The sequence below is a fragment of the Pseudomonas sp. GW-45 genome, from assembly GCF_056896675.1.
The window spans coordinates 219,417-237,186 of record NZ_CM167674.1 but is presented as its reverse complement, the minus strand read 5'-3'; the positions used below and the strand labels follow the sequence as shown (position 1 = coordinate 237,186).

Genomic DNA, 17,770 nt, shown 5'->3' with positions numbered 1-17,770 from the left:
CCCACCGGCCGACGTCGGTTACTGAGGCGTAACCCGCAACACGCTGCCATTGGCGCTATCGGTCAGCAGATAAACTGCGCCATCAGGACCGGTGCGCACATCACGGAAACGAGCGTTCAGTTCTTTAAAAAGGCTTTGCTGCTCAACCACCTTGGTGCCATCCAGCACTACCCGGCGTACTTCCTTACCGGCCAAGGCCGATACCAGCAAATTACCCTGCCACTGCGGGAACAGCTCGCCGCGATACAAGGTCATGCCCGAAGGTGCGATAGAGGGAGTCCAGTGCAGCAGCGGCTGCTCCAGCCCCGGCAGTTCGGTGTATGGCGACACCTGGGCACCGTCGTAATCGATGCCATAGGTGATTTTTGGCCAGCCGTAATTCTTGCCAGCCTCAATCAGGTTAACCTCGTCACCACCGCGCGGGCCGTGCTCATTACTGAATATCCGTTGTGTTTGCGCATCGTAGAGGATCGCTTGCACGCTGCGGTGACCAATACTGAACAGCTCTGGCTGCGCGCCTTCTTGCGCAACAAAGGGATTATCTTGAGGGGCAGAACCATCGCGATTCAGACGCACAATGCTTCCCAAGTGGTTGGCGGTGTTCTGCGCCTGCTCGCGATAATCGAAACCGTCGCCCAAGGTCAGCAGAAGAGTGTTGTCTGGTAGAAAGGCTATGCGACCGCCGTAATGGGCGCTACCTTTTTTGGCTGGCTGCACGCGGAAAATTTCCTGAGTGTTTTCCAGCGCTTTGCCATTGAAGTGCGCCGAAGCGAGGCAGGTATGGTTAGCCTCGGCCGTACCACAGGCATAGCTCATGAATAGCTCGCCTGACTCAGCAAAGTCCGGCGCCAAAGCCAGCCCCATCAGGCCCGCCTGGCTATTAACGAACGCCTCAGGTACGCCGCTGATCGGCTCGGCCTGCAGCTCACCCGCCGCGTTGATCAAACGCAGCCGGCCAGCCCGCTCAGTCACCAACATGCCGCCATCAGGCAAAAAGGCTAATGACCAAGGGAAGGACAAACCTTCGGCAACGGCCTCAATTTTATAGTCTGCGGCCTGAACGCTGGCGCTAGCCGCCAGCAACAGGACGGCACTCACAAGAGCTTTATTTAACATAGGTCATTCTCCTTGAGCGAGTCATCAGCCCAGCACCCGCAGCCCGCGCCGCGCTTTAGGCTTGGTCAAACGACCAAACAACCAACTGCCCACACCGACCGCCAGCATCATGCACAGCAAGCCAGCGGTAACACGCGTAGCCGCGATAAAGGTAGGCATCGGCAACAGGTAATTGGCCAGTGTAAAGGCTACCCAGATGCCGGCAGCGCCTGCTAGCAGGTAGAGCAAACCGCGCCAAGGTTTAAAGATGCGCCCAAGCCCTTCAGCAACCGGCAACGCCAGCAATAGGGTCGCGGCGACCATAATGGCGAAAAGCGGGGTGAAGTTGAGCAAATCATGCCAGCTGGTAGCCAGCCGGGTCGGCAGCTCTACAGGTACGTTCATCTCCTGCAAAAAGAGCAGGTTGAACTGGGTTTGCACCAAGCTACCCAGCACCGTGGCTAGCACGACGCTAAGCAGATAAAAAAGGATGATCCGCAGGACGGATACGAGCTTCATTATTGTTATTCCTGATCAGACGGTAGGGATGTGGTGTCAGTCTTCAACGCTGGCTTGCGGAAGTTCGGGCAGGTTGCGTAGACCTTGTTCGTAAGCCGGGTTGTCGAACGGCTGGTCGGTATCCAGCATGACGCCGATGCAGTGCGCGAGCACCTGTGCCATCAACTCCAGGCTTTCATCACGGCCGTAACCAACCAACGTTAACTTGTTCAACGTGGCTTGTGCGGCGGCTGGCTCACCCGCTGCCAGCTGATTCTCAACGGCTTCGATCAACTTGCTCTGGGCAAACGCCTCGTCCGGCTCTTCATCGATTGGCTGCATATACTTTTCTCGTCAGCAGATAGCAACAGGGCGGCCTACGCCGCCCTGTTCAAAACGCTTAGTTAATCTTGGGGTCTAGTTCACCGCGAGCATAACGCTCGAACATGTCATCCAGGCAGATCGGTTTGATCTTGGACGCATTACCAGCGGTACCAAAAGCTTCATAACGAGCGATACAGATGTCGCGCATCGCATCCACTGTCTTGGTGAAGAACTTGCGCGGATCGAACTCACTGGGGTTCTCTGCCAGGAAGCGACGAACGGCACCTGTCGAGGCCAGGCGCAGGTCGGTATCGATATTGACCTTACGCACACCAAACTTGATGCCTTCGACGATTTCTTCAACCGGCACACCGTAAGTCTCAGGAATCTCGCCACCAAACTCGTTGATGATTTTCAGCCACTCCTGGGGCACGGAAGAAGAACCGTGCATAACCAAATGCGTGTCCGGAATACGCTTGTGGATTGCCTTGATCTGCTCGATAGCCAGAATATCGCCTGTCGGTGGACGCGTGAACTTGTAAGCGCCGTGGCTGGTACCGATGGCAATTGCCAGAGCATCAACACCGGTCTGCTTGACGAAGTCAGCAGCTTCTTCTGGGTCAGTCAGCATCTGGCTGTGGTCGAGGATGCCCTCGGCGCCAATACCGTCTTCTTCACCTGCTTGACCGGTTTCCAGGCTACCCAGACAGCCCAACTCGCCTTCCACGGACACACCACAGGCGTGCGCCATTTCGACCGTGCGACGGGTAACGTCAACGTTGTACTCATAGTCAGTCGGCGTCTTGCCGTCTGTGCCGAGCGAGCCGTCCATCATCACCGAGGAAAAACCCAGTTGAATGGAGCGCTGACAAACACCAGGACTGGTGCCGTGATCCTGGTGCATGCACACAGGAATGTGCGGAAACTCTTCAATCGCCGCCAGAATCAGGTGGCGCAGGAAAGGCGCACCCGCGTATTTGCGGGCGCCAGCTGACGCCTGCACAATCACCGGGGAGTCAGTCTTGTCCGCCGCTTCCATGATGGCGCGCATCTGTTCCAGGTTGTTAACGTTGAATGCGGGGACGCCGTAACCGAATTCGGCGGCGTGGTCGAGCATCTGGCGCAGGCTGATGAGGGCCATGGGTTATCTCTCCATAAAAATTATCGTAGCGGCAAGCTGCCCGGTAAATTCCGACAGTTTACGCGTGTCACTCAAACTTGGTACCCCTTGCTGGCAGCCTGCCGTGAAGGGGTCGGTATTGCTTGTAGCTTACAGCTGAACTTATTGAGCGCGCGATTCCAGTACTTCAACCGCCGGCAAGACTTTGCCTTCGACAAACTCCAGAAAGGCACCGCCACCGGTGGAAATGTAGGAAATGCGCTCGGCAACGCCGTATTTATCGATGGCCGCCAGGGTGTCGCCACCACCGGCAATAGAAAACGCAGCGCTATCGGCGATTGCCAGTGCCAGCGTTTTAGTGCCCTCGCCAAATTGGTCAAACTCAAACACACCGACCGGACCGTTCCACAAAATGGTGCCGGAGGATTTAAGCAACTCGGCAAACTGCGCTGCGGTCTGCGGGCCAATATCCAGAATCATGTCGTCTTCAGCCACATCGGCCACTGCTTTAACGGTTGCTTCAGCGTCCTCGGCGAAGGCTTTGGCAACAACCACATCAACCGGCAGCGGCACGCTGACCTTGGCGGCGATAGCCTTTGCTGTTTCCAGCAGATCGGCTTCGTACAGCGATTTACCGACCGGCAGACCCGCAGCAGCGAGGAAGGTATTGGCAATACCACCACCAACAATCAGCTGGTCACACTTGTCTGCCAACGCCATTAGCACATCCAGCTTAGTCGACACCTTGGAGCCTGCAACGATGGCCGTCATCGGCCGAGCAGGTTTGTGCAACGCCTTGGCCAGCGCGTCCAGCTCAGCTGCCAGCAGCGGGCCCGCGCAGGCGACGGTAGCGAATTTAGCTACGCCGTGGGTAGAGCCTTGTGCACGGTGCGCGGTACCAAAGGCGTCCATCACAAACACGTCACACAGCGCAGCATATTCTTGCGCCAGTGTGTCGCTATTTTTCTTCTCACCGTTGTTGAAGCGTACGTTCTCCAGCAGCACTAACTCACCTGGCTCAACGGTCACGCCCCCCAGGTAGTCGCGCACCAGAGGGACTTCACGGCCCAATGCCTTGCTCAGGTAGGCGGCTACCGGTGCCAGACTATTTTCTTCGCTGAACACACCTTCTTCCGGGCGGCCCAAATGCGAGCAAACCATCACCGCCGCGCCCTTCTCCAGCGCCAGTTTGATGGTCGGCAGCGCAGCGAGAATGCGTGCATCGCTGCTAATCTGGCCATTTTTGACCGGCACGTTGAGATCTTCACGAATGAGTACACGCTGGCCCTTAAGGTCCAGCTCGTTCATGGTCAGTACGGTCATAGCCCGCTCCTTGAATAAGTTAACAGTCAATTCTTGCAATTCGTTTGTGCAATAGCGCTCAGTTTTCGCGCTGCAACCAATAACGCGCCACATCCAGCATGCGATTGGCGAAGCCCCACTCGTTATCAAACCAGACCAGGATGTTGACTAGCCGCGGGCCAGACACGCGGGTTTGGCTAGCATCAATGACCGCCGAGTGCGGGTCATGGTTAAAGTCGCAACTGGCGTGCGGCAATTCGGTGTAGTCCAGAAGGCCTGCCAAAGACCCTTGCGCCGCTTCACGCAGCAGCTGATTAACCTCTGCGGCCGTGGTATCGCGGGTCACCAACAAGGTGATATCCAATGCCGATACATTCACCGTCGGCACACGCACGGCTTTGGCCTGAATTCTCCCAGTGAGCTCTGGTAGCAGACGTTCTATACCGCGGGCCAGCCCGGTAGACACCGGGATAATCGACTGGAAGGCCGAGCGAGTGCGACGCAAATCGGTATGGTGATAGGCATCAATTACCGGCTGATCGTTCATCGCCGAGTGGATAGTGGTGATAGAGACGTAATCCAGCCCCAGTTGCTCGTTCAGCAACTTGAGCAAAGGCACACCGCAGTTGGTGGTGCAGGAAGCGTTGGAAACCAAACGCGCGTCAGGCGGCAGCTGTTGGTGATTAACACCGTAAACCAGCGTTGCATCTACCGCCTGTTCATTGGCCATGGGCTGCGAAAACAACACTCGCGGCACACCGGCATGCACAAAGCGCAAGCCCTGCTCGCGCGTGGTGTACTGGCCGGAACACTCCAACAGCAGGTCCACACCCAAACCCTGCCAATCGATACCTTCCGGCTCAGCCTGGCGCAGCACCTGAATTTCTCGACCATCAACCAGCAGGTTATCGCCAGCCAACTTTACCTCGCCGGGAAAGCGGCCGTGGGTTGAGTCAAAACGGGTCAGATACTCAATGCTCTCGCGATCCGCTAGATCATTCAGCGCCACTATCTCCAGACCATCGTCACCGCGTTCGTGCAAGGCACGCAGCACGCAGCGTCCGATACGGCCGTAGCCGTTCAGAGCGATTCGATAGGGGCGGGCGTTAAGCATGAGCTATCCGTCGATACTGAGAATGGAAAACCGCGGGCAGATTTCCACCCTACGCAAAGTTGGCGCTTGCCTGCTGGTCGGCCGCGGCCAACCAGCAGGCAGTAGCTTCAGTCTTCCAACAGCTCTTCAGCCACCAGCATCAGGTTCTGTAAGGTAAAACCGAACTCTTCAAACAACAGGTTGGCCGGAGCCGATTCGCCGAAGGTCTGCATACCGATGATACGACCGTCGAGGCCGACGTACTTGTACCAAAAGTCGGCGTGAGCCGCTTCGATAGCAATGCGCGAACCGACTTCCAGCGGCAGCACAGCCTGCTTGTATTCAGCATCCTGCTGGTCGAACACGCTGGTGGATGGCATAGAGACCACGCGCACCTGCTTGCCCTGCTCGGTCAGTGCAGTCCAAGCGTCTACCGCCAAGCCCACTTCTGAACCGGTAGCAATCAGGATCAGCTCCGGCTCACCGGCGCAATCTTTCAGCACGTAACCACCGCGGGCTACGTCGGCCAGCTGGCCGGCATCACGTTCTTGGTGCTGCAGATTTTGGCGCGAGAAGACCAGCGCACTCGGACCGTCTGAACGCTCAAGCGCGTACTTCCATGCCACCGCTGACTCGACCGCATCGGCCGGGCGCCAGGTATCCAGATTTGGCGTACACCGCAGGCTAGCCAACTGTTCGATAGGCTGGTGAGTAGGGCCGTCTTCGCCGAGGCCAATGGAGTCGTGGGTATACACATGAATCACCCGTTGCTTCATCAGCGCCGACATGCGCACCGCGTTGCGCGCGTATTCCATGAAGATCAGGAAGGTGGCGCCGTAAGGTACGAAGCCGCCATGCAAGGCAATGCCGTTCATGATCGCGGTCATGCCGAATTCGCGCACGCCGTAAAACAGATAATTACCCGAAGCGTCGCCCGCCTCAACACCCTTGCAACCTTTCCACAAGGTCAAATTCGAAGCGGCCAAGTCGGCAGACCCGCCGAGCATTTCAGGCAACAATGGGCCAAACGCATTCAGGGCGTTTTGGCTGGCCTTGCGGCTGGCAATAGTCTCGCCCTTGTTGGCAACATCAGCGATATAGGCGGAAGCCTGTTCGCTGAAATTGGCCGGCAGATCACCCGCCATGCGGCGCAGCAGCTCAGCGGCTAGCTCAGGGTGGGCACTCTGGTAAGCGGCAAACTTGTCGTTCCACAAGCCTTCAGCCTTGGCACCGGCTTCGTGAGCATCCCATTCGCTTTTAATGTCAGCAGGAATTTCAAAGGCAGCATGCGGCCAGTTCAACGCCTCGCGTGTGGCAATCACTTCGGCATCGCCAAGCGCCGCGCCGTGCGATTCTTCCTTGCCTTGCTTATTCGGCGAGCCGAAACCAATGATGGTTTTGCAGCAGATCAGCGTTGGTTGATCTGTGTTCTTGCGTGCCGTCTCAATGGCGGTTTTGATCTCGTCGGCATCGTGGCCATCCACGTTGCGGATCACCTGCCATCCGTAGGCCTCAAAACGCTTGGGCGTGTCATCGTTAAACCAGCCTTCCACTTCACCATCAATGGAAATGCCGTTGTCATCATAAAAAGCGACTAATTTACCGAGACCCAGCGTGCCCGCCAGCGAGCAGACTTCATGGGAGATACCTTCCATCATGCAACCGTCACCCATGAATGCATAGGTGTGGTGATCGACCACTTTGTGACCATCACGGTTGAACTGAGCAGCGAGCACCTTCTCGGCAATCGCCATACCCACGGCGTTGGCGACACCCTGACCCAGCGGGCCAGTCGTCGTTTCGACGCCTGGCGTATAGCCGTATTCGGGGTGACCCGGGGTTTTGCTGTGCAATTGACGGAAGCTTTTGATGTCATCAATGCTCACGTCATAGCCGGTCAGGTGCAGCAGTGAGTAGATGAGCATCGAGCCGTGACCGTTAGACATAACAAAACGATCACGGTCGGCAAAATTAGGATTAGCCGGATTATGCTTGAGGAAATCACGCCACAGGACTTCGGCGATATCCGCCATACCCATGGGCGCTCCGGGGTGGCCGCTATTGGCTTTCTGCACAGCATCCATACTAAGGGCTCGAATGGCATTCGCTCGGTCACGACGGCTGGGCATGAACAACTCCTGTGGCTGACAAGGCATAGGCAAGCAGCCGCAGCAAGCGACTGGCCAGAAAATAAGGCGGGCATTTTCGCGCAAACAACGCCAGCGGGCAATGAAAACCCCCTAAACCCGTGCGCAAAGCTAATAACAGGCAGACGAATGGCAGCCCTTCAATCTATATCAAAAACTTTTGATATAGAACTTGCGAGCACTCAGCATCAACACTACACTGCCCTACATGAACCACATTGCGCGCATTGACGCTGCCCTCCCCAGCCCCACCGATGCACTGGCTGCCTTCTGCAAGGCGACCGGCGATGGCTTGCGGCTGGATATTCTGCGGGTGCTGCGCAACGACTCTTTCGGCGTGCTGGAATTGGCGCAGATTTTCGCCATGCGCCAATCGGGCATGAGCCACCACCTTAAAGTAATGGCTAATGCTGGACTGGTCATTGCGCGCCGCGAGGGCAACTCGATCTTCTATCGGCGCAGCCTGCCCGCACTGGAAGTAAGCTGGCATCAACTGCATGCACAGCTGCTCAACGAGCTGGATGCCTTGCCACCCGAAGCCAGACTGCAATCTGCGATTGCCTTGGTGCACAACCAACGTGCCGAGCTGTCGCGCCAGTTCTTCGCTCGTTTTGCCGAGGGCACGCCCGCACAGCAAGACTTGATCGCCCACTTTGGCCTGTATCGCGAACCACTCTTAGCGCTGATTGAGACACTGCCACTGCCCGCGCACGAGCTGGCCATTGAAGTGGGCCCGGGCGAAGGCGGCTTTCTGCCCAGCCTGGCCGAGCGTTTTAAGCAAGTAATTGCGCTGGATAACGCCGAATCCATGCTTGAGCGCGCGCGCCAGCAATGCAGCGACGCCGGGTTAAGCAATGTCGAATGCTTGCTCGCCGATGCATTGGCGCCGCAGCAACTGCCACTGGCCGACTGTCTGGTCTGCAATATGGTGCTGCACCACATGCCGGCGCCCGCTGAAGCACTTAAGCGCTTCGCTGATCTACTCAAACCTGGCGGTAGCCTGGTGCTTACTGAACTCTGCAGCCACGACCAAAGCTGGGTACGCGACAGCTGTGGCGACCTCTGGCTGGGTTTTGATCAAGACGATATCGCCCGCTGGGCGACTGATGCCGGTCTGGAATTCGGCCTCAGCCAATACATTGGCCTGCGCAACGGCTTTCAATTGCAGTTGCTGCAACTGGCCAAACCCGAACCATCTCCCTCCGAGGAAAGGATATAAACCATGAGCGATTATTCGATTTTCACCTCCGAATCGGTTTCCGAAGGTCATCCCGATAAGCTGGCCGACCAGATTTCCGACGCCGTACTGGATGCCATCCTCGCCGAGGACAAGTACGCGCGCGTAGCCTGTGAAACCATGGTGAAAACCGGTGTCGCCATCGTTGGCGGCGAGATCACCACCACGGCCTGGGTTGATCTGGAAGATCTGGTGCGCAGCGTGATCAAAGACATCGGCTACACCTCCTCCGAGGTCGGTTACGACGCTGATACCTGCGGCGTAATCAACATCATTGGCAAGCAGTCGCCGGATATCGCGCAAGGCGTGGATCGGCAGAAGCCGGAAGATCAAGGCGCTGGCGACCAAGGCCTGATGTTCGGCTACGCCAGCAACGAAACGGACGTGCTTATGCCCGCGCCCATTACTTTTGCGCACCGCCTGGTCGAGCGCCAGGCCGAAGCGCGCAAAGACGGCACCCTTAACTGGCTGCGTCCGGACGCCAAATCACAGGTCACCTGCCGCTATGAAAATGGCATTGTGACGGGCATCGACGCCATCGTGCTATCTACCCAGCACAACCCAGAGATCAGCCTGGCTGACCTGCGTGAAGCAGTGATGGAAGAGATCGTCAAGAAGGTGATTCCCGCCGACTTGCTGCATGCCGATACCCAGTACCACATCAATCCGACCGGCAAATTCGTGATCGGCGGCCCGGTGGGCGACTGTGGTCTAACCGGCCGCAAGATCATCGTCGACACTTACGGCGGCATGGCCCGTCACGGTGGCGGTGCGTTTTCCGGCAAGGATCCGTCCAAAGTTGACCGCAGCGCAGCCTATGCCGGTCGCTATGTGGCCAAAAACATCGTCGCAGCCGGGCTGGCCGACAAGTGCGAGATTCAGGTTTCCTACGCTATTGGTGTAGCCCAGCCCACCTCGGTATCGATCAATACATTCGGCACCGGCACGATCAGCGACGACAAAATCGTTAAACTGGTTCGCGAGCATTTCGACCTACGTCCATACGCCATTACGCGCATGCTGGATTTGCTGCACCCAATGTACCGAGCTACCGCCGCGTATGGTCACTTCGGTCGCACGCCAGAGCAAGTCACTGTCAAAGGTGACACCTTTACAACCTTCCCTTGGGAAAAGACGGACAAGGCGGAGGCTTTAAAGGCTAGCGTTTAAGGGCAGCGGCAAGCTGGACTCGCTCACGCAGAGGGCTGGCTTTTAACGTGCGGTTTAGAGCTAATACTTACCACCCATCAGCGGCGGTAAGTATCATGACAAGCCTTGCAAGCTTGCTGTACCGCGCGAAGCTGATCCGAGACCTGCGCAGGGCCGCTCACACCGCCCTGGGTTGCATCAGTGAGATCAACCACAGCGGTTTTATAGGTATCAATTGCGTGGACAAAGCCTTGAGGATCGGACCAGATGTCAGCCTTGGCACGATTGGTTTCAGGGTCTTCGCCCGGTTCAGGGAAGTGAGACCAAGGTTGATCCGCTAGCTGAGCAAGTTTTTTGGCATGCTCGGCAAAAATGTTGCCATCGAAGGGCAGGCGATCAGACAGCATGCCGCCCATGGGTTCGCTCTGTTTGAGCATTTGTTTGAACACAGCCTGGCGTTTGCCTTCGGGCGAATTGGGGTCGGCTTCGTTACTGCAGCCGACCAACGCCGCGCCCAACAGCGCGGTGACAAAGAATTTTCGGTATGGAACAACAATCATGTTTCATCCAGACAGCTATAAATGAGGGGCGATAGTATCGCTGCTTGACTGGGTCTGGCCAAGGCTGCGCTGCATGCGCAGCCTTGGTTGGAAGAATTCGAACCCCTGCGAGGGGCGCTGCAGCAGCCGATTCAGCGGCTGCCAGGCTCGCACGGGGCATGTGACATTTAACCGCGCCCATTCGCATCCACGAATGGAGAAACCACATGAGTGCCACTATGAATACTGCCAATTTCACTGATTTCAAGGTCGCCGATATGTCACTGGCCGACTGGGGCCGCCGCGAAATCATCATCGCTGAGTCGGAAATGCCGGCTCTGATGGCCATGCGTCGCAAGTATGCTGACGAACAGCCACTGAAGAATGCCAAGATCCTTGGCTGCATTCACATGACCATCCAAACCGCAGTGCTGATCGAAACGCTGGTCGCATTAGGCGCTGAAGTACGCTGGTCGAGCTGCAACATTTTCTCGACTCAGGATCAGGCCGCTGCCGCTATCGCCGCTGCCGGCGTTCCAGTCTTTGCCTGGAAAGGCGAGACGGATGAAGAATATGAATGGTGCATCGAGCAAACCATTCTTAAAGATGGCCAGCCATGGGAAGCCAACATGGTGCTGGACGACGGCGGCGATCTAACCCAGATCCTGCACGACAAATACCCAGCCATGCTGGAGCAGATCCACGGCGTTACCGAGGAAACCACCACCGGTGTACACCGCCTGCTCGACATGCTGAAAAAAGGCACCTTGAAAGTACCCGCGATCAACGTCAACGACTCGGTCACCAAGAGCAAGAACGACAACAAGTACGGCTGCCGCCACAGCTTAAATGACGCCATCAAGCGCGCCACCGACCACCTGCTGTCCGGCAAGCAAGCGCTGGTTATCGGCTATGGCGACGTCGGCAAGGGTTCTGCCCAGTCACTGCGCCAGGAAGGCATGATCGTCAAGATCTCCGAAGTCGATCCGATCTGCGCGATGCAAGCCTGCATGGACGGTTTCGAGCTGGCTTCACCTTACATTGACGGCCTGAACGACGGCAGCGAAGCTAGCGTCAACCGCGACTTACTGGGCAGAATCGATTTGATCGTGACCACAACCGGTAACGTCAACGTCTGCGACGCTAACATGCTCAAAGCACTGAAAAAGCGCGCTGTGGTTTGCAATATCGGTCACTTCGACAACGAAATTGACACTGCCTATACCCGCGCCAACTGGCACTGGGAAGAGGTCAAGCCGCAGGTTCACAAGCTGCACCGCACCGGCAAGGACAACTTCGACGCCACCAACGATGACTATCTGATCCTGCTGGCCGAAGGCCGTTTGGTGAACCTGGGCAACGCGACAGGTCACCCGAGCCGTATCATGGACGGTTCATTTGCCAACCAGGTTCTGGCACAGATTCACCTGTTCAAGCAGGGCTTTGCCAATTTCAGCGCTGCAGAAAAAACCGCTCACCTGCGCGTTGAGGTTTTGCCTAAGCAACTGGACGAAGAAGTCGCACTGGAAATGGTCAAGGGCTTTGGTGGCGTGATCACCAAACTCACCAAGACCCAGGCCGACTACATTGGCGTTGAAGTGGAAGGCCCGTTCAAACCGGATAGCTACCGCTACTGATCAGCCGCAGACCGCTTGTTTCAGACCGTACGCTGCTAATAGCAGCTGCGGCCTGACGAGCCAGTTTGCCGCTCGAATTAAGAGACACACCATGAATACAGCATTAAACAAACCGATCAGCTTCGAGTTTTTCCCCACCAAAACCGATGCCGGACATGCCAAGCTGATTGCAGCCGGCCATGTGCTGGCTGCGGAAAACCCGGAGTTTTTCTCCGTCACCTACGGTGCCGGGGGATCTACCCGCGACCGCACCCGTAAAACAGTCCTGCAGCTGGATAGCGAAGTAAAGGTCGCCACCGCGCCGCACCTGTCTTGTGTTGGCGACTCACTGGAAGACCTTCGCACTTTGCTCGGCGAGTACCAAGAAGCGGGCATCAAGCGCATTGTGGCGCTGCGTGGCGACCTGCCCTCCGGTATGGGTCAGGCCTCCGGCGAGCTGCGTTACGCTAACGAGCTGGTCGAGTTCATTCGCAGGGAAACCGGCAATCAATTCACTATCGAAGTGGCCGCCTACCCAGAAGCGCATCCACAGGCTCAGCATTTTGAAGCCGACCTGAAAAACTTCGTGCGCAAAGTACAGGCCGGTGCCGACAGCGCCATTACCCAGTACTTTTTCAACGCCGATTGCTACTTTCACTTTGTCGAGCGTGCGCGCAAAGCGGGAGTCGAGATACCCATAGTACCGGGCATCATGCCAATCACTAATTACAGCAAGCTAGCGCGCTTCTCCGACGCCTGTGGTGCCGAGATTCCGCGTTGGATTCGCAAGCAACTGGAAGCCTACGGCGACGACAGTGACAGCATCTGCGCATTTGGCACCGAGGTGATCAGCCAGATGTGCGAACGCCTGCTGGAAGGTGGCGCGCCGGGCCTGCATTTCTATACGTTGAACCAAGCCGAACCTAGCCTCGACATACTGCGCAACCTACGCACAAACTGATTAACGGCTAGACTGCAGCAATGCGTGCTCAACTCTTTCTGCTATTGCTGCTTATACCCGAACTGTCACTGGCGACCAACCTCAAGGTCGTCAGCGAAGCCTGGGCGCCCTACATCTTTGAGCAGGACGGCGAGCTCCGCGGGATCGACTACGAAACCGTGCAGCAGGTTCTCGCCCGGTTAGGACACAGCAGTGAGTGGGAGTTAGTGCCCTGGAAGCGCGCCATGCTGAGCGTCAGCAGCGGCCGCGCCGATGCCATTCTCGACATACTGCCAACCAGCGCGCGTCGCCAGCAGCTGATCTTTCCGGCTGAGTATCTGTCGCGCAACGACTCCGTGCTGTTCTATGCGCGCAAGCATCCGCATCCCTACAATAACCTGCAGAGCCTGCGCGGACTCACCCTCGGTGTCGCGCCCGGTTACAGCTACGGCAGTCCAGCGTTCATGGCGGCTGATTACTTTACCCGCGAGGCCGCCCCGAGCATTGAAGCCAACCTGCTGAAATTGCTCAGCCAGCGCATCGATCTAGCAGTGGTTGACCGTCGCGCGGGTCTGCATGTGCGCAAGCAACTGAACCTGCAAGAGCAAATCGGCTTCGACCCCCAACCCATAGGGAGCGGCAAGCTTTATCTGGCTTTCCATAGGGGCGAGGGCAAACTCGAACTGAGCCAGGCTTTCAGCGCTGAGCTGACGCAATTCAAGGGCAGTGAAAACTACCAGCGCATTCTGACCAAGTACGGCCTGCAAGAATCGGAAAACTAGCGTCTAAAGCCTGCCACAGAGGCTATTTTTACAGCCCATAAGCAGGCTAGACTGACTCAATGAAAGCAAAACTCTGGCTGTTCCTGTTCCCGCTACTGATGTGCCGCTGTGCATTAGCGGAGCCTTTGGATATTGTCAGTGAGGCATGGCCGCCCTATATCTACGAAGACCGCGGACAACTGCGCGGCGTGGATTACGAGGTCACCAACCGTGTGCTCAGCCAACTGGGCTATCAAGCCCGTTGGCGACTAATGCCTTGGCGCCGCGCACTCTATAACACCTCAATCGGCCGCGCCGACGCCATCCTCGATATATCCCCAAACCCACAGCGCCGACAAGAATACATTTTCTCCTCTGAGCCACTCTCCATCAGCGAGTCCGTACTCTTTTATCGCAAGGATCGTCCACACCGCTTTACCGAGTTGCATGATCTAAAAGGGCTGAAAGTCGGTGTATCAGCCGGCTATGTTTACGGTAACCCAGAGTTCATGAGCGCAGATTACTTTAGCCGCGAGCCCACAGCTTCTGCGCAGGCGTGCCTGTCGATGCTAATGCTTGGTCGTATTGACATGGTGATGATGAACAAACGCGCCGGGCTGTTCACGCTGCGCCAGCTGGCGCTAGAAGACAAGATCGACCACCATCCATTGGTGGTCAGCAGTGGGCCGCTGTTTCTGGCATTCCATCAAACACCTGAACTTCGCCAGCTGTCCGAGCGTTTCAGCACTGCATTAAGCACCTTCAAGGGCAGCAATGAGTATCTACAGATACTCCAGCGTTACGGCCTCAGTGAACGCTGAGAACCGCCGGTGCCAGGCTTTTTGGTGGGCAACACAACCGCTGAGCAGGCTGGGCTGTGTCGCAACACGCTTTCTGTTATACTCACGCCCCTTCATTCCAGGCCGCACGGACAAGCGGCAGGTATGCAACCCCTTGGCGGGCAGTGTCACCCTGACACCAGCTCGCAGGAATCCGGTTGTTACCTGTCTGTTCGCAACGGCCATCACAAGGTTATCTGAATGTCCTTTGCTTCCTTGGGCCTGTCCGACGCACTCGTGCGCGCGGTTGCAGCCACCGGTTATACCAAGCCCACGCCTGTTCAGGCGCAAGCTATTCCTGCCGTACTCGAAGGCCGCGACCTTATGGTTGCCGCGCAGACCGGCACCGGCAAAACCGCCGGCTTTGCACTACCGATTCTTGAGCGCCTATTCCCGGCCGGTCACCCGGACGCGGGCCACCAACGCGCATCCAAGCAGGTACGCGTACTGGTTTTGACGCCAACCCGTGAACTGGCTGCACAGGTGCATGACAGCATCCGCGCCTACGCTTCTGAACTACCTCTGAAATCCGCCTGTGTGTTTGGCGGCGTCGGCGCCAACCCGCAAATGAAAGCCATTGCTCCGGGTCTGGACGTACTGGTCGCCTGCCCTGGCCGCCTACTGGATCTGGTCGGTCAGCGTGCAGTTGACCTCTCCAAGGTAGAAGTATTGGTGCTTGACGAAGCCGACCGCATGCTCGACATGGGCTTTGTACATGACGTAAAGAAAGTCATCGCCAAGTTGCCCGGCAAGCGTCAAACGCTGCTGTTCTCGGCCACTTTCTCTAAAGACATCACCGACCTGGCCAACAAGCTGCTAAATAACCCAGCACGCATTGAGGTCACGCCGCCGAACTCTACCGTTGAGCGGATCAATCAAAAAGTCTACCGCGTAGCGGCTGGTCACAAGCGCGCGCTGGCTGCTCACCTGATCACCATGGGTGCGTGGGAGCAAGTGCTTATCTTCACCCGCACCAAGCATGGCGCCAACCGTCTGGCCGAGTACCTCGACAAGAACGGCCTGCCATCAGCCGCCATCCACGGCAACAAGAGTCAGAGCGCCCGTACCAAGGCACTGGCTGACTTCAAAGCCAACAAGCTGCGCATTCTGGTCGCCACCGACATCGCCGCTCGCGGTCTCGACATCGATCAACTGCCGCACGTCATCAACTTCGAGCTGCCTAACGTCTCCGAAGACTATGTGCATCGCATCGGCCGCACTGGCCGTGCCGGCCGCAGCGGTGAAGCGGTATCGCTAGTCGCCCCGGACGAAGACAAGCTGCTGCGCGCCATCGAGCGCATGACCAAGCAGCGCATCGAAGAAGGCACGCTCGAGGGCTTTGAGCCACCAGCGCAAGCCGAGCTCAACAGTGATCGCCCAGAGCGTCCGCGCGGCAGCCCTAGCACCGGTCGCAACCAACAGCGCAGTGCCAGCAACGGTAGCAGCAACGGCCGTAGCCAGGGTGCCGGACAGGGCGCCAGTAAGAGCACTGGCTCTGGTGCAGGTGCAGGTGCAGGTGCCGGCCAAGGTCGTGGTCAGGGTCGCAATGACAAACCCCGCACCGAACGCCCACGCGGACCCAAGCGCCCTGCTCATGTATCAAGAGAGCCGGAGGATGCAGTGACCCTCGAGCGTCGTCGCCAGGCCAACGGCAATCGCGCCGAACCCGCCACACAGGACCGCCCGGCGCGCAAGCCAAACAGCCGTGGACCCAACAGCCGCGGACCACAGCGTGAGAAGCCAGCTTTACTCGGGCCACGCTAAAACCTAAGGGTTAATCGTTTAACAAAAGGGGCTTCGGCCCCTTTTTTGTTGGCTCATAAATGCGAACCTGCGGCCAGAGCAGACGTGTTTTTTTGCTAACTCGGCCAAAATGCATAAAAAAAAGGGCCTCCGAAGAGGCCCGAGCACAACATAAAAAACCTGGGGGAGGTTACTGACGCACACCTTCAACAGTGATGATTAGCTCAACTTCCTGTGACGCAGGTCCCAGGTCCATGGAAATATCAAAATCCTTCAGCGCCAGCGTGGTGGTGCCAGAGAAACCAGCGCGATAGCCACCCCAGGGGTCCTCGCCTTCGCCGATAAACTTGGCATCCAATACGACCGGTTTAGTGACGCCATTGAGCATCAGGTTACCGGTAATATTAGCTGTATCGTCGCCCGTCATTTCAACTTTGGTAGACTCAAATGTCGCTGTAGGATGTGCGCCAACATTCAGGAAATCATCACTGCGCAGGTGCTTGTCACGCTCAGCGTGATTGGAGTCTACGCTGGTAGTGTTGATGCTGACCTTGACTGCACTGGCTTCTGGCTTATCCGCATCCCAGCTGAAGTTGCCGCTGAAATCGTTGAAGCGCCCATAGATCCAGCTGTAGCCCAGGTGGCTAATTTTGAAATTGACCGAGGCGTGTTGCCCCTGTTGATCTATAACGTAATCCGCTGCCTGCAATGAACCCGACAGCGCCATCAAACCACCCAGTGCCAACCCTGCAAATGTCTTTTTCATACTAACTCTCCTTGGCGTTTTTAAGCCGCATGCCCAGCATGCGGCGCAATGTATCGTCACGATCCAGCAGGTGGTGCTTGAAAGCGCCTAGCGCATGCAAGGCCACCAGCCCGAGTACTCCCATCGCCATCCAGTAATGCACTGCACCAGCCCGATCCGCCTGTTCAGGCAGCCCGGTAACCAGCGCTGGTACCTCGAACCAACCGAACAAGCTGATGCCCTGTCCTTTAGCCGTCGAAATCAGATAGCCACTCATCACGATAATGCCCAGCAACAGATACAACAGCAGGTGTACCCACGCGGACAGGGCGATTTCCCATGGCTTATGCCCAGGGACCGCCTCTAATTTAAGATTGGCCAGCCGCCAACCCAAGCGCAATACCAGTAGCGCGGCTAACAGCAGACCTATGCTCTTGTGCCAGAAAGGCGCACTCGTGTAATAGGGGCTGTAGTAGGTCAGATCTGTCATCCACAGACCCAATGCGGCCAGCGCAAACACGCCAATCGCCATCAACCAGTGCAGAAAAATGCTGATCCAGCCATAACGGTGGGCGGTGTTTCGCAAAGGCATGACTGGCTCCAATTCATTAACACGCATGAT

At 57.1% G+C, this 17,770-nt stretch carries 15 protein-coding genes, 2 pseudogenes and 1 riboswitch; of the genes and pseudogenes, 7 read left to right on the top strand and 10 right to left on the bottom strand.

Annotation, left to right across the window (positions count from 1 at the left end; all coding sequences use genetic code 11):
• Positions 1 to 18: 18 nt before the first annotated feature.
• From AC1XYH_RS01015 to tkt, 7 genes and pseudogenes are all read right to left on the bottom strand, one after another.
• The gene (locus tag AC1XYH_RS01015) at positions 19 to 1,116 is read right to left on the bottom strand and encodes a PQQ-dependent sugar dehydrogenase (RefSeq protein ID WP_483324819.1); all 1,098 of its coding nucleotides are present in this window, start codon (positions 1,114 to 1,116) and stop codon (positions 19 to 21) included.
• 24 nt (positions 1,117 to 1,140) lie between these two features.
• Positions 1,141 to 1,614 carry a hypothetical protein gene (locus tag AC1XYH_RS01010; protein ID WP_483324818.1) on the bottom strand — a complete coding sequence of 158 codons (474 nt, stop codon included), beginning with the start codon at positions 1,612 to 1,614 and terminating at the stop codon, positions 1,141 to 1,143.
• Between the two features lie 36 nt (positions 1,615 to 1,650).
• Positions 1,651 to 1,911 (bottom strand): annotated as a pseudogene (locus tag AC1XYH_RS01005) (hypothetical protein); the annotation flags it as partial.
• Between the two features lie 82 nt (positions 1,912 to 1,993).
• On the bottom strand, positions 1,994 to 3,058 hold the full coding sequence (gene fba, locus AC1XYH_RS01000) for a class II fructose-bisphosphate aldolase (protein ID WP_483324817.1): 1,065 nt from the start codon (positions 3,056 to 3,058) through the stop codon (positions 1,994 to 1,996).
• A 141-nt stretch (positions 3,059 to 3,199) separates the two neighbouring features.
• Complete coding sequence (locus AC1XYH_RS00995) at positions 3,200 to 4,360, bottom strand: phosphoglycerate kinase (RefSeq protein WP_483324816.1); 1,161 nt, start codon at positions 4,358 to 4,360, stop codon at positions 3,200 to 3,202.
• A gap of 58 nt (positions 4,361 to 4,418) precedes the next feature.
• A complete protein-coding gene (gene epd / locus AC1XYH_RS00990) occupies positions 4,419 to 5,453 on the bottom strand; it encodes an erythrose-4-phosphate dehydrogenase (protein ID WP_483324815.1) in 1,035 nt (344 codons plus the stop codon).
• Positions 5,454 to 5,560: 107 nt separating this feature from the next.
• Positions 5,561 to 7,561, bottom strand: coding sequence for a transketolase (gene tkt / locus AC1XYH_RS00985; RefSeq protein ID WP_483324814.1), 2,001 nt, complete (start codon positions 7,559 to 7,561; stop codon positions 5,561 to 5,563).
• Between the two features lie 226 nt (positions 7,562 to 7,787).
• On the opposite strand from tkt, the gene AC1XYH_RS00980 reads away from it, so the two are divergent.
• Entirely contained in the window at positions 7,788 to 8,798 is a 1,011-nt protein-coding gene (locus AC1XYH_RS00980) for an ArsR/SmtB family transcription factor (protein WP_483326431.1), read from the top strand.
• Between the two features lie 3 nt (positions 8,799 to 8,801).
• On the top strand, positions 8,802 to 9,986 hold the full coding sequence (gene metK, locus AC1XYH_RS00975; protein ID WP_483324813.1) for a methionine adenosyltransferase: 1,185 nt from the start codon (positions 8,802 to 8,804) through the stop codon (positions 9,984 to 9,986).
• A gap of 77 nt (positions 9,987 to 10,063) precedes the next feature.
• Here metK and AC1XYH_RS00970 read toward each other — a convergent pair whose 3' ends face one another.
• A complete protein-coding gene (locus tag AC1XYH_RS00970) occupies positions 10,064 to 10,525 on the bottom strand; it encodes a c-type cytochrome (protein WP_483324812.1) in 462 nt (153 codons plus the stop codon).
• A gap of 103 nt (positions 10,526 to 10,628) precedes the next feature.
• Positions 10,629 to 10,711: riboswitch (S-adenosyl-L-homocysteine riboswitch) on the top strand.
• Positions 10,712 to 10,731: 20 nt separating this feature from the next.
• Here AC1XYH_RS00970 and ahcY point away from each other — a divergent pair.
• The 5 genes and pseudogenes from ahcY to AC1XYH_RS00945 all read left to right on the top strand — a co-directional run.
• On the top strand, positions 10,732 to 12,141 hold the full coding sequence (gene ahcY, locus AC1XYH_RS00965; protein WP_483324811.1) for an adenosylhomocysteinase: 1,410 nt from the start codon (positions 10,732 to 10,734) through the stop codon (positions 12,139 to 12,141).
• A 91-nt stretch (positions 12,142 to 12,232) separates the two neighbouring features.
• Positions 12,233 to 13,081: a methylenetetrahydrofolate reductase [NAD(P)H] gene (gene metF, locus AC1XYH_RS00960; RefSeq protein ID WP_483324810.1), complete on the top strand. Its 849-nt coding sequence runs from the start codon at positions 12,233 to 12,235 to the stop codon at positions 13,079 to 13,081.
• Positions 13,082 to 13,101: 20 nt separating this feature from the next.
• Positions 13,102 to 13,842 (top strand): substrate-binding periplasmic protein, encoded by a 741-nt coding sequence (locus AC1XYH_RS00955; protein WP_483324809.1) that lies wholly within the window; start codon positions 13,102 to 13,104, stop codon positions 13,840 to 13,842.
• Between the two features lie 59 nt (positions 13,843 to 13,901).
• Entirely contained in the window at positions 13,902 to 14,642 is a 741-nt protein-coding gene (locus AC1XYH_RS00950; protein ID WP_483324808.1) for a substrate-binding periplasmic protein, read from the top strand.
• A 219-nt stretch (positions 14,643 to 14,861) separates the two neighbouring features.
• A pseudogene (locus tag AC1XYH_RS00945) lies at positions 14,862 to 16,385 on the top strand (DEAD/DEAH box helicase); the annotation flags it as partial.
• A 208-nt stretch (positions 16,386 to 16,593) separates the two neighbouring features.
• Here the strand turns inward: AC1XYH_RS00945 and AC1XYH_RS00940 are convergent.
• Together AC1XYH_RS00940 and AC1XYH_RS00935 are read right to left on the bottom strand one after the other, a co-directional pair.
• Positions 16,594 to 17,169, bottom strand: a complete 576-nt coding sequence (locus tag AC1XYH_RS00940) for a YceI family protein (protein WP_483324807.1) — start codon at positions 17,167 to 17,169, stop codon at positions 16,594 to 16,596.
• A 1-nt stretch (position 17,170) separates the two neighbouring features.
• Positions 17,171 to 17,740, bottom strand: a complete 570-nt coding sequence (locus tag AC1XYH_RS00935; RefSeq protein WP_483324806.1) for a cytochrome b — start codon at positions 17,738 to 17,740, stop codon at positions 17,171 to 17,173.
• Between the last annotated feature and the right edge of the window lie 30 nt (positions 17,741 to 17,770).